This is a genomic window from Candidatus Binataceae bacterium (assembly GCA_036495685.1).
Classification (GTDB): domain Bacteria; phylum Desulfobacterota; class Binatia; order Binatales; family Binataceae; genus JAFAHS01.
The window spans coordinates 1-17213 of the sequence record DASXMJ010000143.1 but is presented as its reverse complement, the minus strand read 5'-3'; the positions used below and the strand labels follow the sequence as shown (position 1 = coordinate 17213).

The following is a 17213-nucleotide window of genomic DNA, read 5'->3' as shown; positions in this document are numbered from 1 at the left end:
CCCCAGAAATATCACCGGCAAATGCTCTGGAGTGCGTTTCCAAGAGGGCGCGACACTTCGTAGCGTCTCAGCTAACTACGCGAATTCAATCAACTGTTTGCGATAACGCGGAGCGCTGCCGGGACGGATCTGTCGGATAGCGGCGCCAAACGCGAGCAGCCACGCCTCGCGTCGCGAGCCGAACAGTAGTCCAAATTCAGCACTGTTGCTAAGACGGAAGACTTCTTTCCTGCCAAGACCGTGTTTCTGCTGGTGGATCGACTGTAAGTCCTCGAGAGCGAACGCGAATACGATCTTGCGACCCTTGAAAAACTTCCCGAGGCCGAACGGCATTCGGGGTTTTCGACAAAACACGAAGCGGCGGGCGGTCAGATATCCGTCGCCGTGCGCCACGCTGACCCGTCCTCGCAAGTACTGGACATACCCTTGCATCCGGAGCGCTTCTCCGGCTCCCAGTGCGAACTTCTCACCCGCCAACTGCATGTTATTCATCGATAAACCACGCTGTTTTTGGACGACCTGAGTTTCGCCGCCACCAGTTCTCACATCGCCATCATGATCCTGTGTTTGTTTCATCAGATCGAACTTTCGATGAATTCTTGCTCTTCTTTGCTGACCTTCGGAAATGCGCAGATCTGTTCCACCTTGGCGGAGGGGCCGCATCAGCAAGTCGCGACCTCGCGACGCTCTCGAGGTCGAATGGAATTTCATCGCATCGGGAACGCAATCGACGGGTCGGCGCCGAGTCCAGCGCGAGTCTGCGGTCTGATGACAGCTCCGATCCACCGCGTCGCGGCCGGGATTCATCTCTCCTGGCCGTTCCGGCGCCTGCGATTCGCAGACGTTGACCTTTAAGGCTACGCTCAAAAGCGGTGACAAGGACCGGCCGGTTGCGGCCTGTCTTCTGGTGACCCGGTCAACTACGAGTCAATCGCCATGATGGTCTCTGTCTCTGGCACGCAAAACCGCACCCGGACCACCCTTGGCTCTCTCGAGCTCGGAGGCTAGCCGCTAAATCTTATACGCTGCTCGGCCGAGAGCTTCGCTTGGCCACCAGCTCACCTCCTAAACGCGCCGAGAGTTTCTTGCTCGGCTTGAGTTCCGCGCCAGTCGTCGCGAGGGGTGAACCGCCGCGCTGCGATGTAGAGGGCCCAACTCGCCGTTGGCAAAACCTGCAACATCCGTACGGCAGTTGCGCGATAAAAGACTGACGTTCTCGGTGAAGGTGAGGTTGCCAGATAATCACTGGACCTTGAAAACACCGCGGTAACGCTGCCTACAACTGCCTAAGATCTTTTAACTCTCTTTGGCCTCTAACATTCAGTTGGAACCATGTCTTTTGCAGTTTTTACAAGTGACTAGCACAACCGCCGGGCGGTCAGGTTTCCATTTTCTTTGAGAGGCGAAGACAAATCTCCCTCAACTTCATCGGTATGGGACTTGCTCGGTCTTTGCGAGGAAGACCCCGCTCGGTGTCTCTTTCATATAAGACCAACCGTCGGCGGGGTCCGGTGAGGTAGGCACTATGCAGAGGCGGATTTTGCCGATCATCGCTCTATCACTGACGCTGATCACTCCAGCGGTCATTCAGGGATATTCCAGTCAGAGCGAAACCACGACCACCACCACTTCGGAGGAGCCTCAATCTGCTCCCACGACGACGATTACGACCTCGACCACTACCACCAGCAATGAACCCGACAGCGTACTCGGCGCGACTTTTCACGCCATCGGAACGATTATTCTGTTCCCGTTCAGACTGGTAGGCGACGCCATCGGGCTGATCGTCTGATCTTCCAGCGCCGAAAGCACTAATCGATTCCATTCGATCCTCCTAGACGACCCGGCGATGCCGGGTTTGCTTGCCTAGCGTTTCTTTGGCGATGATAAAGGTGCATCGTTGTATCCACCGCCACGAGGATCGTCCAGATGGAAGAGGTCATTTCGCCCGCTATAACTTTTGAAGCGCGTCCCCACGCCGCACTCCGGACAGTCGTCACGGCCCGCAGCGCTGTCCGATGGTACGTGTGGTGCCTTGCCGCAGCAGTTACTTTTGATGCCTTCGGAGGGTACTGGGATATCTCGTGGCACATTTCAATCGGACGCGACACGTTCTGGACACCCGCGCACATGATGGTCTACCTGGCAGGAATTCTTGCCGGCGTAGCTAGCGGTTACACAATTCTTGCGACGACCTTCGGCTCCTCGCATGAATACCGCGACACCGCGGTATCCGTGTGGGGTTTCCGCGGCCCACTCGGATGCTTTGTGGCGGCATGGGGCGGTCTGGCGATGCTCGCCTCTGCGCCCTTTGACAACTGGTGGCACACGGCCTACGGACTCGACGTGAAGATCCTGAGCCTGCCACATTCGATACTCGGTTTGGGCGAGACGATGATTACCCTCGGCACCGTTATCCTGATCGTCGCCCATCTAAACCGGGCATCGGGCAGAGCCCGCGCAAAGCTCGATCGCCTTCTGCTTTACGTCGGAGGGATCGTGGCGTTCGGCTCTGCTCTCCTCATCCTCGAGTCGACTCCGATGGAATTCATGCATAGTCCCAGCTTCTACGGTGCTGTAGCGCGCGCATTCCCAATAGCCCTTATCGCCATCTCTTGCGTTTCGTCATCGCGCTGGCCAGCGACAGTGATGGCTGCTATCTATACGGCCTTGTTTCTCGCCGCGCTCTGGCTGTTCCCGTTGTTTGCGGCGGAACCCAAGCTCGGACCGGTCTACCAGCCAATTACTCACATGGTCCCGCTGTGGTTTCCGGTTCTGCTGATAGTTCCGGCCATCGCTCTCGATCTACTTCGTCGGGTCGTGGGGGAGCGCTGGGGAAGATTGACGACCGGCGTTGTGGCCGGCTGCGTTTACCTTGCTGCATTCGTCGCCGCCCAATGGCCGTTCGCCGATTTTCTACTATCACCGCGAGCGCGCAATCCCATTTTCGGAACCACCTATTTCGGCTACTTCGATCCGGCCAACCTTACCTACGACCCTTATCGCTTCATCGCTCATGGGACTTCGATTCAGTTCCTCTCAGGAATGGCCATCGCGTTGCTGTCATCGATTATTTTCTGCTGCATCGGAATGGCGTTGGGCTCGTGGCTTAAAACCGTGCGGCGCTAGAACATCCCGATGATCGTACCCAGGTTGCGCAGTGCTACGCGGGCTCTCGAGCTTGCGTCCGTCCTGATCCTTCTGTGTTTCGTGCGCCCTGCTTGCGCGCATGTGGGCAGCCCCAACGTTTTCTACGTTGGCGATGCAGGCCCCTACCATCTCTTTGTAACCGTCATGGTGCCGCAAGTGATCCCGGGGATAGCAGAGGTCGAGGTTCGCACTTCCTCCAACCAGGTGCGTGAGGTTAGCACCGTCGTCACTCGCCTCAGCGGCGCCGGTTCCCGGTATGCACCGGTGCCCGACCTCGCGCATCGCTCGCCCGTCGATCCGCATCTCTTTACTTCCAGCGTCTGGCTCATGGAGTATGGCTCGCTCCGGATCTTGCTCAAGGTAAGTGGGAGCGGTGGCAATGCCGAGTTGTCCGTGCCGGTAGCATCGTTTGCGCGTCAGAGCCTTCCGATGCCGCGTTGGCTCGGAGCGTTACTGTTGGCGATGACTGCGGGACTGGCAGTCGGCGCTATTTCTATAGTGGGCGCGGCAGCACGCGATTCGAGACTTCCGCCCGGAGCGACTGCAGATGAACGATCCCGTCACCGCGGGCGAGTGGCGAAGGCCGTGACGGCGGTGCTGGTGGCGGGGTTCTTTTACCTGGCCTTTGCATGGTGGGACGCTGACGCACTCCGTCACGCGCGACTTACGCGGCTATTTAAGGCTCCACCGGTAGCGGTCACACTCGAGGAGGACAGCCGACTCAAACTGACTGCGACCGACCCCGTCTGGGTCAAGTATCGGCTCATGGACAAGCTGCTGCCCGACCACGGCCACCTGATGCACTTGTTCCTGATACGTACGCCTGCATTCGACCGCTTTTGGCACCTCCACCCAGTACGCACCGAGGATGGTGACTTTGAAGTGAATCTGCCGCCGCTCGATGCCGGTCACTACCAAGTCTTTGCGGATGTAGTCGATGAAAGCGGCTTCCCCTGGACACTGGTTGGCACTATCGACTTGCCGCAGATCAAAGGAGCCGCGCTTAGCCCGGACGACTCCGGCGGTTCGTTCGCACCACGTGCAGAAAACGGGTCAGGCAGCGCTACCGATGTTCTCCGCGATGGAATGCGCGTGGTCTGGCAGCACGAACCGCTTGAGAAGAATATTCCTTTGAACCTGCGTTTCAGCGTGGAGGATGCGGATGGATCGCCGGTCAGGGACATGGAGCCTTATATGGGTATGGCGGCACACCTGGAAATAGTGAGAAGCGACCTCAGCGTTTTCGCGCATATACATCCGTCCGGCTCCGCACCAATGGCGGCAGTGATGCTGGCGAACGGTGAGACCGGGGCCAGCAGTGCACCATCGCTCCACGGTATGAGCATGCCGAACGACTCAACAATGACTATGCCCGCCAAAGTAGAGCCCGAACTTTCGATGCCTTACGGCTTCCCCAAGAGCGGCGTCTACCGAATTTTTGTTCAATTCAAGCGTGGCAACCGAATCGAAACGGCCGTGTTCGACACCCAGGTGCATTAAGCAGGTATGCCTCGGGCTTCAGCTGGTTGCAGCTAAGCTGCGGGGAAGAGATGCAGGTTAAACCGGTTCCAAGCGATTGCTCAGTAGAGGCCCCACATGGGCGCGACGATTTCCCTTGGTGCGCGATCGAGCGGACACCAACCCTCAGACCGATCGAATAGTCCGAGCCAGTGTTGCACGCGGCTGCGGGAGAGGGTGGTGCCCCAAGCTTAGACTGTTTTGCGGAAAGCCAGCGCTGGCGCAACTCGCAGCGCCCCGGCAATTGGAATCATGCCGCTTACGATGGCGACAAAGATCGCCGCGGCGAACCCGACGATCGCTTGCGCGGGCATCACGTACAACGCACCATTCCCATTAAGTACCGGGCCCAGGGTTGCGCCACCGGAGAACAACCAGTAGGCGAGCCCGGCTCCAACTCCGCCGCCGACCACCCCGACGATAGCGCATTCGCCGAACAGCAAGGTCCCAATCGCGCCCCGGCTGAACCCGAGCGCGCGCATCACCGCAACTTCACCGATCCGCTCGCGGACCATCATCGCAGTCGAGTTGGCCGCGATCAGCATCACCGTAAGGATCACAATCGCGCAGAGGCTGAACACGATCCGCCTCACGTCGCCGAGTTGCGAGAGCCCGGTCGACAGCGCGTCACTCTCGGTCTCGCTGCGCGTCTCGGCATCGGAATTCGCGAAGCGCTCATCGATCTCCTTGGCCAGCATTGCCAGATGGTCGGAGTTGTCGGCACGGACGATCAACTGCCATGCATAGTCCACCGAACCCATGCCGTGCGCCTTGAAGGCTTCCATCAGATAGCTGCGGTTGAAGATAAACGTATTCGGATAATGCTTGGACTGAATGGTACCCATGATCACAAAAGTCAAATCCATCGCCACTGGAGTTGTGGCGCGCAGGGTAATTTGCTGGCCAAGCTTCCACCCGTACTTCTTCATCAGCAGTTCGCCAACCACCGCCGCGCGTCGTTCGCTTGCGATTGCGCGTTGATGCTCGGCACTGAGCGCATAGTCGGGGAAGACTGCACCGATTTCCGGCCCGACTCCGGCGGCAAACACCTGCTCGCTGACGTTGTGCCAGGTTGCGGGCCACCCGGTCACCGCGACGCAGGCGGCACACCCGGGAAGCTCGCGGATCGCGTCGCAATAGCGCGCGGGCAGGTCGTACCAGGGCGCGGTCTTGTTGTTGACTATCAACCTGAGAGTCGTCGAGGCATCACTGATGATGCGGTCCATCGAGGCAGGCACCGAAACCAGAACGGTAAAGATAAATGTGGCCAGTGCCACGGTGAGCGTCGTTAGTACGGTACGACGCAGGTTGCGGCGCGCGTTGCGCTCGATCAGCTTGAACAGCTTTCCGCTCACGAGGTCCTACACGGCTCGCAGCGAATCCACGACCCCGATTCGCGATGCTCGCCACGCCGGCAACAGGCCACCGATCGCCCCCAGGCTCGCGCCGGCTATCAGAGCGGATGTGAAGGCGGACGGCGTCAGGCGAAACGTGAAAATGTAAGATCCAACACTCATCAATTGGCTGGCCAAGCCGGTTGCTTGCGCCGTAATCAGCCCAAGCGCGACTCCCACAACCCCGCCCGCAACTCCGAGCAAGGCACTTTCGATCAGGAAGCTCAGCAAGACGTCGACGCGGCTGAATCCCAGCACCCGCAGCACGCCTATTTCACCGGTCCGCCGCGCCACTGCTGAATACATCGTGTTCATTCCGCCGAAGGTCGAGCCCACCCCGAGAATGAACGCAACCACCAGTCCGAGCACGCGCAGTTGGTCGACAAATCCCGACTCCCGCGTATAGAACTCGCGTTCCGAGATCGCATCGAGACGCAGTCGTGCGTCGGTGGTCAAAGATTGCCGAAAGGCCTCTTCGCTTCCGGGCTTGAGCACCACATGCAGCACGGCAAATCCGGCGTTGTAGCGAACATCCTGGGTTAGCACGTCGAGATCGGTCCACACCTCCGATTCGCGTGTGCTGTTGTGGTCCGAAAAGATGCCCACGATCTTCCAGAGTCGATGACCGAAGCGCATGTCCGAGCCGACCGCCAGGTTCGGGTAGCGCGCGGCGAGCTTGCGTCCCACGGCCATCTCCGAGGCATCATGCTGCGGCCATCGGCCGCTCACTATCTTCATGTCCCGATGGACCTTGAAGGCCACCGGTCTTACCCCGCGGAGAAACGTGAACCCTACCTTCGTTGCCGGCGCATCCGGCGCGGGATAAAAGCCGGTAATCATCTCGGGGGAGACCAGGGGGGTCCCGTCGGCGTTAGTGACAATTTGTGGACGGCTTCTAATGATCTGGTACTGGTCGCGTGAGATATAGCTGGACGCCTCCGAGTCGGCAGCGCGGCTGGTGACTATCCAGTTACCCGTGACCGCGGATTGCATCACGGTGCTGCGGATTCCGGTGATGAACCCCGACAGGATGAAAAGCACCATCACCACCAGCGCCACCACCATCGCCGTCATCGCGGAAGTAGTGCGACGCACCAGCAGGCTGCGCAGGTTGTAGCGGACCGGAATCATGGGCGTCAATTACCCTACGCGCACCAGTCATGCAATTACGTACGTTCACTGCACCGCGCGGAGGCAGGAGCAGCCCCGCACCAGACGACCCGCCTCAGTTGAGATCGTTGGGAACTCTGCCCTGCAGGTCACGTGGCCGAATCCGCCGAATCACCCCGCGCATCACGGTCACAGTCACGAATCTGTACATCGGGTTGTCGAATCTTCGGCGGTAACGGAGAACCGCGTCCTCCAATTGAGTACGGTAGTAGAAGCGGCCATCAACGATCACGGCCTGCAGCGAATCGAAAGCGTCTAGGTTCTTGGTGGGGTCTTCCTTGAAGACCAGAAAGTCGGCGGGTGCGCCGGCCTTCAGGAGCCCGAGGTCAGGCATTGGCAGCGAGGCGCCGTTGCCCCGAGTGGCGGCCTGCCAGATCTGTTCTGGGGTGTACCCGGCGTCGGCGAAATTCTGCATTTCCTCGTGCAGGCTCTCGCCGGGAACGATGAAGGGATTCAGGGTATCGGTGCCCAGGTGCACCTTGACACCCGCTTGATGTAGCTGACGAACCACTTCTTTCATCTTCGGAATCTGCGCGTGCATCAGGCGCATAGCTTGCTGCAATTCCCCGGGCAGCCCGCCGGTACCGGTGAGATATCTCGGCCATACGATATCCGGATACCAACGTGGCAGGATCGCCGCTACTGGATCGACTAGTTGCTCGTTGAAGTCATAGAGACGGGAGATTCGATCGTTGGCCACCAGGGTGGGAGTGTGGGCGAGGTGCTGAGCTACTGAGGTCTGGACGATGAAGCGGATACGCTTGTCGTCCAGGTCACGCCACCCGTTCGCGCGCGCCACGTAGAGGGACGTCACGTCCTGGTACTTCTGGAGAGGAACCACCGGAACCCCGGTGAGATGCTGAACGTCGTCTATATGCGCGTCTTCGAAGGTGACCATCTCTGGCACATGTCCGACCACCGGCAGATTGTGGCGCTTGGCCGCGCTTTCGATTGCCGCCAGCGCCTCCGGGGTTAGCCGATCGTAGACTTTGACAAAGTCGGCTCCGTGAGCAGCGAGCCGATCGACAAAGAAATCAGCATCGGCCTGGTTCTTGATCGCGCGCGAAAATTGCCAGACCGGCGGCTCGCCATCGAGATATGGACCACAGGTGAAAATGCGTGGTCCTGCGACCCTCCCTCCTGCTGTGTTCATTCGGTAGCGCAGCAGGAATCCGTCGTTGCCGGTGTCGCGTATGGTGGTCACGCCGTGGGCCAGGTACTCGAGGTAGAAGAACAACCGGTCGGCGTTCGCAGGTGGCGGCGGCGTATGCACGTGCATGTCAATGAGACCCGGTAATGCGAAGTAACCGGCGTAGCGCGCGGCAACTATGCCAGCGTCGGGGGGCTCGACGGTACTTATCCTCGAGATCCTCCCAGCCTTGACCGTGATGGTTTGGCCGGTATTCCGATCCAGACCCGGGTTGACGATGGTGAGCCCGGTAAGGACGAAATCCCGGCCGGGTGGAATCAGTGGACGCGGCGGACTGAGCGATACCCGGACCGTGATCCACCCGGCGATGCCCACGATAACGACGAGCACGATGATGTTGCGCACTATCCGGGCGCGCCGGCTCAGGGTAGGCAGAAACGCGAACCATCGCGCGAACCTGCCCGGGGCAGGTTTCTCATCGTCGTCATCAAAATTGTCGTAATCGTTCGCCATAGTTCTTGCGCCGTGGGCGGCGTGGATTTTGCCGAATATGATTACCGGAAAGCGGCGTCCAATGCATACGGCATCGGCGGCTTCGCGCGCGTGCTTCGGCGGCCCATTTTCGCTTAAGATCGGTAAGCGATGAAGGTCGATCACGACGAGGTTATGCGCCGCGTTGCTGAGCTGTCACCCCGGTTGGCGGCTAACGCGTACGCCTGCGATCTGGCTCGCCAGGTTGTCCCCGAGAGCATGCGTGCGATGGTCGCGGCCGGTATGTTCCGCATTTCGCAACCGGCCCGGGTCGGCGGCTTCGAGTTAACGCTGCGCTCCCTGGCCGGCGCCGTAACCGGACTTTCCGAGGCATGCCCCTCCAGTGGATGGGTGGTGATGGTGATGGGCGCCCATCACTGGTGTCTGGGATCCTTCCCAGAAGGCGCACAGGACGAGGTCTTCGGCGAGAACCGGGATGGTCTGGTTGCCGGAACACTGTCCTGGCAGGGAACCGCTACGCCAGCGGAGGGCGGATATCGCGTCGACGGCCGCTGGCAATTCGCGAGCGGCGTTGATCACGCGCAATGGGTAATGGTCGGTTGTGCGGACCCCCAGACGCGCGGGCCAGGCGTGCACGTGGTGATTCCGCGCGAGGAAATCGAAATCGACGACACCTGGCACGTGCTCGGACTCAAAGGCACCGGGAGTAAAGATCTAGTCGCGCGCGACCTTTTCGTACCGGCGCATCGTACTATCGAAACCCGGGCTCTGTTTGGCGGCACCAGTCCGCACGCTCTCAACCATCGCAGCAACCTCTATCGCGTCTCGGCCGAGGCGATGCTGTCGCTGAGCGTCGCCACTGCGGTTCTGGGCTCCGGAAAGTACGCGCTGGCGCAATTCATCCTGCGTACCAAGGAGCGCAAAGTAATCCTCACGGGTGCGCGCAAAACTGATCATGCACCGACTCAGGTTCGCTTGGCGGAAGCTGCGGCGGAAATACATTGCGCCGAGTTGCTGATCCAAGACGCACTCGACGAACTCGACCGGGTGATGAAGCTGGGTGTGGGGCAGACGCTTGAGAGCCGCCTCGAGGTGAAGTGGCACGCGGCTTACGCGGCCGAACTCTGTCGGCGCGCAGTGACCCGAATGTTTACCGGGTCCGGAGCTCATGCGGTCTATCAGTCTGGCGCCCTGCAGACAGCGTTCAGAAACATCAACGTGGGTGCTCAACACGCGAGCATCGACTTCGATACTACCGCCGAGCAATACGGTCGTCTCCGACTAACCCGCTGAGCGGCACTCCCTTCGGGCCTCGCCTCCCGCTTGAGGAAGCGGCCAAGTGTGCCTAAAGGCTCACTGCTCAAGGCACAAAATCGACAACGATCCTGGACGGGATGGCGGCGCAGCAACCGAAAAACCATCTTGTGAGAAGCGCGACGGGAGGTTCCGTGGGTGGGATCCAACCGCTGGACGTTTTTCCGCGTCCGCTTGCTCAGGCGACGCTCAGCGGACTTGGAAGGACGAACCGACCTTCAGCATCGCACGGAAATTCGTAAACCTCACTGACCGCTTCGAGGTTCAACGGTCCATATATGTGCGGAAAGAGTGCAGCGGCACGTTGGTCGTCAAGTCGCACCGCCGGTTCATAGGTGAGCCGCGCGGTAAGATGTGCTTCTTCGAGGCAAACAATCACCAGATCGCTCTGCCCGCGGTAGAAGAGATTCGCGGTCTCCACTACCTGCGCCACCGTCGAGCAGTGAATGAAGCCCTCGGTGTCGAGAGTAGCGGGCACATATCCTCCCTTGCGGATGGCATTTTCCCAGTCGTCACGCCTTACAATGTGCAGAATCATCAACCAGCCGCCTCATGCCGCACGCTTCAGACCGCGCTCGGCAGCTTTGGCGCTACATTCCGCGCAGGTCCCCGCAAGTCGCACCTGCACTTCGCCATCCCAAAACGTCGCCACTTCCATGCACTCGCTCTGGATCCGTCGCCATCCCAAGTCCAGGGTGCTGCGCAGGAACTCGGCGATATTCACCGAGCCGCGTGCGACGCAAACCGTGAGTTCGCCACACAGGCAACGCAATTCTACGATTTCGTAAGTAATGACCGGCGAGTTCATGCAACCTCCCCGAACTCGGTCTCGAACAGCCTGACACAGAACTGCTCACCGTCCAATCCGATCTTGATGACGGGATTTTGCGAACCGTCTCCCGGCGACCGGAGTGTCTGCAAATGTCCCGCTGACACTCAAAAACTGGCTGGTGGAATCGCGCGACGCGCGCCCCGATCGGTCGGCGGTGCAGCTTAACCGGTTTACTGTGCGCATCCTGGATCGCCATGCGTGGGTTCATTTCGGACTCTATATCGTCGGGCGCGCTGATGGATGCCAATCACCAGCAACGCGCGGCATTCGCTTCGCTTGATTGTGCGACACCGGAATTTTTCAGTCTGCTCGGGCGCCGCAGCTTCCTTCGATTCTTTCTACCTCTAGTGCCGTCTAAGGTCGAACAGTTTCACCATGTCCCGCAATGGTGCTACCCACGGGCCTCGCTTCACGTCAGCACCTCGTCCTCGTCGGCAAACCTGAGCTGAGGCGAATGCGGCGCTTGAGGATCCGCACTCCAATACCTGAAGCAAACCCTGCGCGGCGGAGATTGATGAGCTGACGGCGGATTGCCGACAGGTCGCACAAGGTCCCGGGTTGCGAAATCTCGCGCAGCCTCGGTGAGGCGGTGCCAAAGCCGGATCTGCGCAAGTCCTAGAGTCTCGAAAAAAGTAGGCCGCCCGGTTCCCGTGGATTGGCGATCCGAAGTCGCTCAGCTCGGTAGATTCGGGGCGGTTGGTGAAACTAGAAGTCGAAAATCACGCGCATCTTGCCCAACAGCCAGCGGCTGCGGCCGCTGCGGCCGTTGCCCTCGATGCTTTGAGCCAGCGCAGCCTGCCGCTCGTTGAGACGCGTGGCAACGATCTCACTGATCGCCTGAGCGGTGTTCGGACTCTGCTTGAAGAGACGGGTTAGACCGTCGCGGCTTATTTCGATTACTTCAACATCGTCTAGGGCGCGTATGGTGGCGGTTCGTGGCTCGCCGGTAAACAGGGCGGCCTCTCCGATAACCTGCGAGGTGCCCATTGTCGCTAGATGCCGCTCCGATCCCGCGGCTCCGTGTGCGATCACTTCCACGTGCCCATGGCGAACGATGTACATCGTCTCACCAGCTTCTCCCTGGCGCATCAGCACTTCGCCAGCACCGAACTCATGAACTTGCACGGATGACAGCAATATTTTTAGCGCACTGTCGTCCAGCTCGTGCAAAAAGTCGACCTTGCGGAGTTCGTGGATAAGTTCTCTCTCGTACTCCGCCTCCGCAGCATGACCGGGACGCGCACGGCGCAATTCGAGCGTGCGAATCGGGAACGGAATTTCCATCCGATGGCGGCGAAGCGCGTACCAAAGACTCGACACCGCCTCGGCGTGGACCTGCTCTTGAAAAGTGTAGTCAGAGATCCAGTATTTGATCCGATACCGAATCGCCGAATCACCATATTCCCAGGGCAGCACCAGCGGGGTCCGCTGTGGCACGACATGGGGCAGATCGTGAAGTACCTTGACGATCACTTCGCGGACCCGGTTGGGCGGCACGTTGTAGCTGACGCCGATCGATATCTCGTCGCAGATTTCGTCTTCCGCGTAGTTAACCAGCACCTCTTTGCCAATCGTCGCATTGGGAATGTCGAGCCGTTCATTCGCCCGCGTCACGACCGTCGTGGAACGCCAGTTGATGCCCTTGACCCGGCCGATGAACCCGCCGGCCTTCACCCAGTCGCCCGGTTCGAATGGTTTGCTGAGCTGGAGCGTCAGCCCGCTGAAGATATTGCTCAGGGTTTCCTGCAAGGCGAGACCGACCACGGCCGCGACCACCGTGGTCGTGGTCAGGATCGAGAGCGGCTGCACTCCAAAATCGGTATACAGCACGGCCCCCACCACGATGCCCCACAAGGAGAACATCACCAGGTCTTTGAAAATCGTGGAAAAATGCGAACGGCCGCGCCGCGTGAGCGCGTCGATGGCCTCCAGCACCAGGCGAATGACGCCGAACAGGAACAGGGCTGCTGCCGCTGCAGCGACCTTCCGCGCCGGAGAGGCATCCGCTAGAGGCATCCCGACCGCAACCAGGTCGAGAGTCAGGCCGGCTGCCAGCAGCACAAAGGTGGTCGTGCTGAGCGCAAAGCGGCGCCGCCTGATCGCGATCGCGGTCAGCAGCGCCGCAAGCAGGAGCAGTCCCTGCACCACGACGCGCAGCTGGATCGGGATCAGGTGAATGCCAAGAACGTGCTGAAGCGGAGTCGCGCCCTTCATCTATCTGAGCAACCCGCCCTCGCACATGGATTGCCCTCGATGGCGGGTAATTCTACTGCGGGCGGTGGTGCATGAACAGGTGGCCCGCGCTCCAGCGCCGCATCCGGAGGCTCGTCCTTGCATCGTCGGAGACGGCGCCATAAGCGAACGCACCAGGGGTCAGCTATGCGCTGTTGGTGGCCTCATTTGATCGCAACGGCGTTGGGCGGCGAGGCGATGCCGCCTTCCAGGTTCATCGGCACCGAGACCAGCAGGAACTCGTAGCGCTTGTCCTTGGCACAGTCGGCGGCGAGGTGGTCCAGAACAAATTGCTCTCCGAGCGGCAGCCCCAGCATCGATAGGGCCCTATAGTGTAACGCGCCTTCATCTCTGAAGTCCCACGGCCACGGCTCGACTGCCGGGCAGTCAGTACCGATCGCCGCAAACCGATTGTCCCACAACCACTCTACCATCGCGCTGGTCGGTTCGATGCCGCAAGACTTGAGCGCCTCGAGCGGAGCCATCTCCTTCTTCTGCTGGTCTGAGGCTTTCAGGTACGCGCCGAGCCAACCGGTGCGCACCAGCAGAATGGAGCCCGGCTTCACCTTGGTTGCCTGCGCCTTGAGCGCATCCTGGAGGTCCTTGAGTTTGTAGACCGCAGCGCTCAGAGGGTCGACTGCCCGCTTCTTGGCGCCGAGGTACTTGCACACATCAATCAGCAAGCCGCGCCCTACGAACCGATCTGCCCATTTGTGGATGCTGAGCTGGCCACCCGGTCCATCCTTTATCTGATCATCAGTGACGCCGTTGTAGTAGGCACGATGGCGTACGTGGCCGACATGCCCGAGCCCGTCCCACTGACTTCCCTCCTGGGTATTGTAGTTGTCGATCGAATCGTCATGGCCCAGCAATCCGTATTGTTCGAAACTCAAGATCGTGTGACGGGCCGGGTTACGATTGAACAAGGGCGGTTTCGCGTAGTTTATCGGCGTGTCCAGCCGGAACACCTTCCCCTTCTTCACCAGCTTTGCCGCATCGACGATGCCCTTGGGAGTGAGAAAATTCAGGCATCCGAATTCATCATTGTCTCCGAACACGCCCCACGATGATTCCGGTGGAGCGCCTTTCCTGATTGGCAGTTGCTTGAACCTGGGAATCTTCTTGAAGTCGATCGCTGCCATCGTGGCTCCTCCTCTTTAGTCGATTTTTCTGAACCGGCCCCCATGCGCGCTCATCTGGAAGCCACTCACGCGGCCATTTGAGTCGAACTCGACTGTGAGCGGCTCCCCCGCCCATCTGCCTGCCTCTATCACAAACACCTCCGGCTTGTCCGTCGCCAACAGGGGCGTGGGCGGCGTCGGTATCATGAAAGGATCCGTAGGCAGTGCCAGCCGCAGCGCACCATCGCGCCATTCAATGTGGAAAATGACGCCAAACGCCGGCATGCCGACGTAGCGTCCCATGAGCGGCTTGAGGTTTGCGGGGGTGGCCTGCGGGGATCCCGGCTTGGTTTCCTTCTTGGCCTCAGCGGTCAGCATCTCGAGTGCTTCGAACGCGATGGTCCCTGACGCGATGTTGCCCTGCTTGTTGGTCAGGACCACCACTCCCAATTTGTGGGGTTTGTTGAATGCGACCATCGAAAGAAATCCCGGTACTGAGCCGCCATGATGATGATAGACATTCTCGCCGATTCGCGACGCCATCCAGGTCAGCCCGTACCCGGCCAGCCAATCCGGTTCGACGAAAGTAATTCGATGCATCTCGCTAAGCGCCTTGCCGCTGATTACCTGCGCACCGGCTCGCTCTGCTTGGCCAGTGCGAAACTGCAAGCTGACCCACTTCGCCAGGTCGGTTACGCAGGATCGGAGCCCGGCGGCGGCCAGGTAACCGTTGGTGGAAGGATCGGGCGAAACCTCCGGCTCGTCCTGGTAACGCTCCGGCATATAGCCGGTCGCGTTGCGCGGGTTGGCGAGGTCGAAACCCGAGGAGCGCATTTGCAGCGGTTGCAAGATCTGTCGGCGAATGTAGTCGCGATAAGTACGGCCTGTTATTCGCGCGATGACCTCGCCGAGCAGAACGAAAGCAAGGTTGTTGTATTTGAATATAGAGTCCGGCTCGATGACCATCTCGACTTGCGGAAGCAGCGCCAGAATCTCCGCAACTGAAGGAAACTTCATTTCCCACCAGTGGCCGGTCGGTGCTTCTCCGATCAGTCCCGAGCGATGAGTCATCAGCCGTCGCAGCGTAAGATCCTTGAGTGTTCCGAACCGAGGACGGACCTTTCTGATTTCCGGAATGTAGCGACCTACCGGATCATCCAGCGAAAGCCGTCCCTGGTCGCGCACTTGCATGATGGCCGTTGCGGTGAAGGTTTTGGTGATAGAGGCCACCCCGCAGATGGCGTCGGCGTCCATCGCGCGCTGCGAGGCGACGTCTGCGTAGCCGAATCCTCCTGACCACAGCACCTGCTGATCTTCGACCAACCCGAGCGCGACACCTGGCACGCCCTGCTGCGCCATCACTTGATGAATGCGCGCGGTTAGCTTTGGCAGGACCGCATCGATTATTCTTTCCGACAACAGAGTTCCTCCCATGGAAATCCGCCGGGTTGGGCGCAACTATCGTCGAGACTGAAAGCAAAGTCCATTGGCAATGGCTTCACGTCACGGCTCATGTAGCGCGGCGGCGGCCTACTGGACTCCCATTGGGTCGGGGAGGAAAGCTACGCATTTGTCGGATCACGAAGGCCGGTTGGGCCGGAGCTGCATGGCAGCTTGGAACGGAATCCTTTGGTGCGAGCGGGAAGGCGTTGAAACAAAATCGCCCCCTCATACGTATAATCTTCACACGCTAGCCGTTGGCGCGTGATTGGAGCTTTTTATACACTGCTCGAATTCGACCGAGCGGGGGACTCGAGGAAAAGTTGTTGTCCAGACTTTCCACGGCGCTGAAAATCTTCGCGATTTTTCCGCCTTTACTGCTCCTGGCCCCAACCGTTGGCATGGTCGCGTGCGGTGGCTCGATCTTCCCCACGGTAACGGCGACCACGACTTCCACGGCCACCCCGACCGGGACCACTCCTACGGCCACCCCGACCGGGACCGCAAGTCCCGCTACCCTGGCGTTCGTTACTAACTTCAACTCCGGGACCATCTCGGAATTCACCCGCAACACCACCACCGGCGGTCTGAAACGGGTCGATGCGGTCGCTGCTGGATCAAAGCAGGGTCCCAAAGGGATGGCGATAACGCCCAACAACAGCTTCCTGTACGCGACGAATTTCGTCGACAACACCATTCTCGAATACTCGATCCACTCGAACGGGACGCTCGTCTCGATTGGCGCGGTGAGCGATGGATCCGGCAGCGGCCCCGAAATGATCGCGATAAACCCCGCCGGAACGTTCCTGTGGGTGACCAACTTCGGTAATGGCACAATCAGCGCGTGGTCAATCGGCTCCGATGGCGCTCTGACTACGGTTCAAACGATCTCCAACCTTTCGGGACCATTCGGACTGGTTCTGAATTCGAGCGGCTCTATTCTGTACGTCGCGGACAATAAGGCCGGCCTCATCTACACCTTCACCGTAAATTCGAATGGCACTCTCTCTCAAAGCGGCGTTGCCGTGCCAAATCTACCTACTGGGGCCAGGGGCTCTCCCGGATTAATGACCATCGATCCGACGGGTTCGTTTCTCTATGTCGACGATCTGACCAACGGGGTAGTGATTCAGTTCAACATCACGACCGGCTCGCCGGTGGTTGGAACCAACTACCCAGCGACCTTTACGGGCAACGTGCCGGTGGGCATCGGAATCGCGGTTCTTTCGTCGATAAACTACGTGCTGACGGCAAACCAGGGAGCAGGGAACACCTGGGCGTTCCAGATTCTTAACGGCGGCACGTTGAGTCTCCCACCCCTTTCCTCCGGAAGCGTCAGCTCACCGACGGGACTTGCCGTCGACCCGCAAAATGCTTTCGCATACACGGCCAACCAGGGA

The 17213-nt window shown here is 59.7% G+C and carries 14 protein-coding genes; 5 read left to right on the top strand and 9 right to left on the bottom strand.

Annotated features, from left to right (window positions below; genetic code table 11):
* Positions 1-75: 75 nt before the first annotated feature.
* A complete protein-coding gene (locus VGI36_13405) occupies positions 76-492 on the bottom strand; it encodes a hypothetical protein (protein HEY2486141.1) in 417 nt (138 codons plus the stop codon).
* A gap of 1033 nt (positions 493-1525) precedes the next feature.
* On the opposite strand from VGI36_13405, the gene VGI36_13400 reads away from it, so the two are divergent.
* The 3 genes from VGI36_13400 (at position 1526) to VGI36_13390 (ending at position 4650) form a co-directional block, all read left to right on the top strand.
* The gene (locus VGI36_13400) at positions 1526-1792 is read left to right on the top strand and encodes a hypothetical protein (GenBank protein HEY2486140.1); all 267 of its coding nucleotides are present in this window, start codon (positions 1526-1528) and stop codon (positions 1790-1792) included.
* A 137-nt stretch (positions 1793-1929) separates the two neighbouring features.
* Positions 1930-3129: a hypothetical protein gene (locus VGI36_13395; protein ID HEY2486139.1), complete on the top strand. Its 1200-nt coding sequence runs from the start codon at positions 1930-1932 to the stop codon at positions 3127-3129.
* A gap of 9 nt (positions 3130-3138) precedes the next feature.
* On the top strand, positions 3139-4650 hold the full coding sequence (locus VGI36_13390) for a hypothetical protein (protein HEY2486138.1): 1512 nt from the start codon (positions 3139-3141) through the stop codon (positions 4648-4650).
* Positions 4651-4859: 209 nt separating this feature from the next.
* On the opposite strand, the gene VGI36_13385 is transcribed toward VGI36_13390, so the two are convergent.
* From VGI36_13385 to VGI36_13375, 3 genes are all read right to left on the bottom strand, one after another.
* Positions 4860-6023, bottom strand: a complete 1164-nt coding sequence (locus VGI36_13385) for an ABC transporter permease (protein HEY2486137.1) — start codon at positions 6021-6023, stop codon at positions 4860-4862.
* Between the two features lie 6 nt (positions 6024-6029).
* Entirely contained in the window at positions 6030-7193 is a 1164-nt protein-coding gene (locus tag VGI36_13380; protein HEY2486136.1) for an ABC transporter permease, read from the bottom strand.
* Between the two features lie 94 nt (positions 7194-7287).
* Positions 7288-8895 (bottom strand): amidohydrolase family protein, encoded by a 1608-nt coding sequence (locus VGI36_13375; protein ID HEY2486135.1) that lies wholly within the window; start codon positions 8893-8895, stop codon positions 7288-7290.
* 129 nt (positions 8896-9024) lie between these two features.
* Here VGI36_13375 and VGI36_13370 point away from each other — a divergent pair, with 129 nt between their 5' ends.
* The gene (locus tag VGI36_13370) at positions 9025-10167 is read left to right on the top strand and encodes a hypothetical protein (protein HEY2486134.1); all 1143 of its coding nucleotides are present in this window, start codon (positions 9025-9027) and stop codon (positions 10165-10167) included.
* 199 nt (positions 10168-10366) lie between these two features.
* On the opposite strand, the gene VGI36_13365 is transcribed toward VGI36_13370, so the two are convergent.
* The 5 genes from VGI36_13365 to VGI36_13345 all read right to left on the bottom strand — a co-directional run bounded on the left by VGI36_13365 (position 10367) and on the right by VGI36_13345 (position 15792).
* Complete coding sequence (locus VGI36_13365) at positions 10367-10726, bottom strand: DUF952 domain-containing protein (GenBank protein ID HEY2486133.1); 360 nt, start codon at positions 10724-10726, stop codon at positions 10367-10369.
* 12 nt (positions 10727-10738) lie between these two features.
* Positions 10739-10996: a hypothetical protein gene (locus VGI36_13360; protein ID HEY2486132.1), complete on the bottom strand. Its 258-nt coding sequence runs from the start codon at positions 10994-10996 to the stop codon at positions 10739-10741.
* Positions 10997-11725: 729 nt separating this feature from the next.
* Complete coding sequence (locus VGI36_13355; protein HEY2486131.1) at positions 11726-13234, bottom strand: mechanosensitive ion channel family protein; 1509 nt, start codon at positions 13232-13234, stop codon at positions 11726-11728.
* A 182-nt stretch (positions 13235-13416) separates the two neighbouring features.
* The gene (locus VGI36_13350) at positions 13417-14394 is read right to left on the bottom strand and encodes a cyclase family protein (GenBank protein ID HEY2486130.1); all 978 of its coding nucleotides are present in this window, start codon (positions 14392-14394) and stop codon (positions 13417-13419) included.
* Positions 14395-14409: 15 nt separating this feature from the next.
* Complete coding sequence (locus VGI36_13345; protein ID HEY2486129.1) at positions 14410-15792, bottom strand: serine hydrolase domain-containing protein; 1383 nt, start codon at positions 15790-15792, stop codon at positions 14410-14412.
* Between the two features lie 347 nt (positions 15793-16139).
* Here VGI36_13345 and VGI36_13340 point away from each other — a divergent pair.
* The coding region (locus VGI36_13340) for a beta-propeller fold lactonase family protein (GenBank protein ID HEY2486128.1) at positions 16140-17213 on the top strand (1074 nt) is incomplete at its 3' end.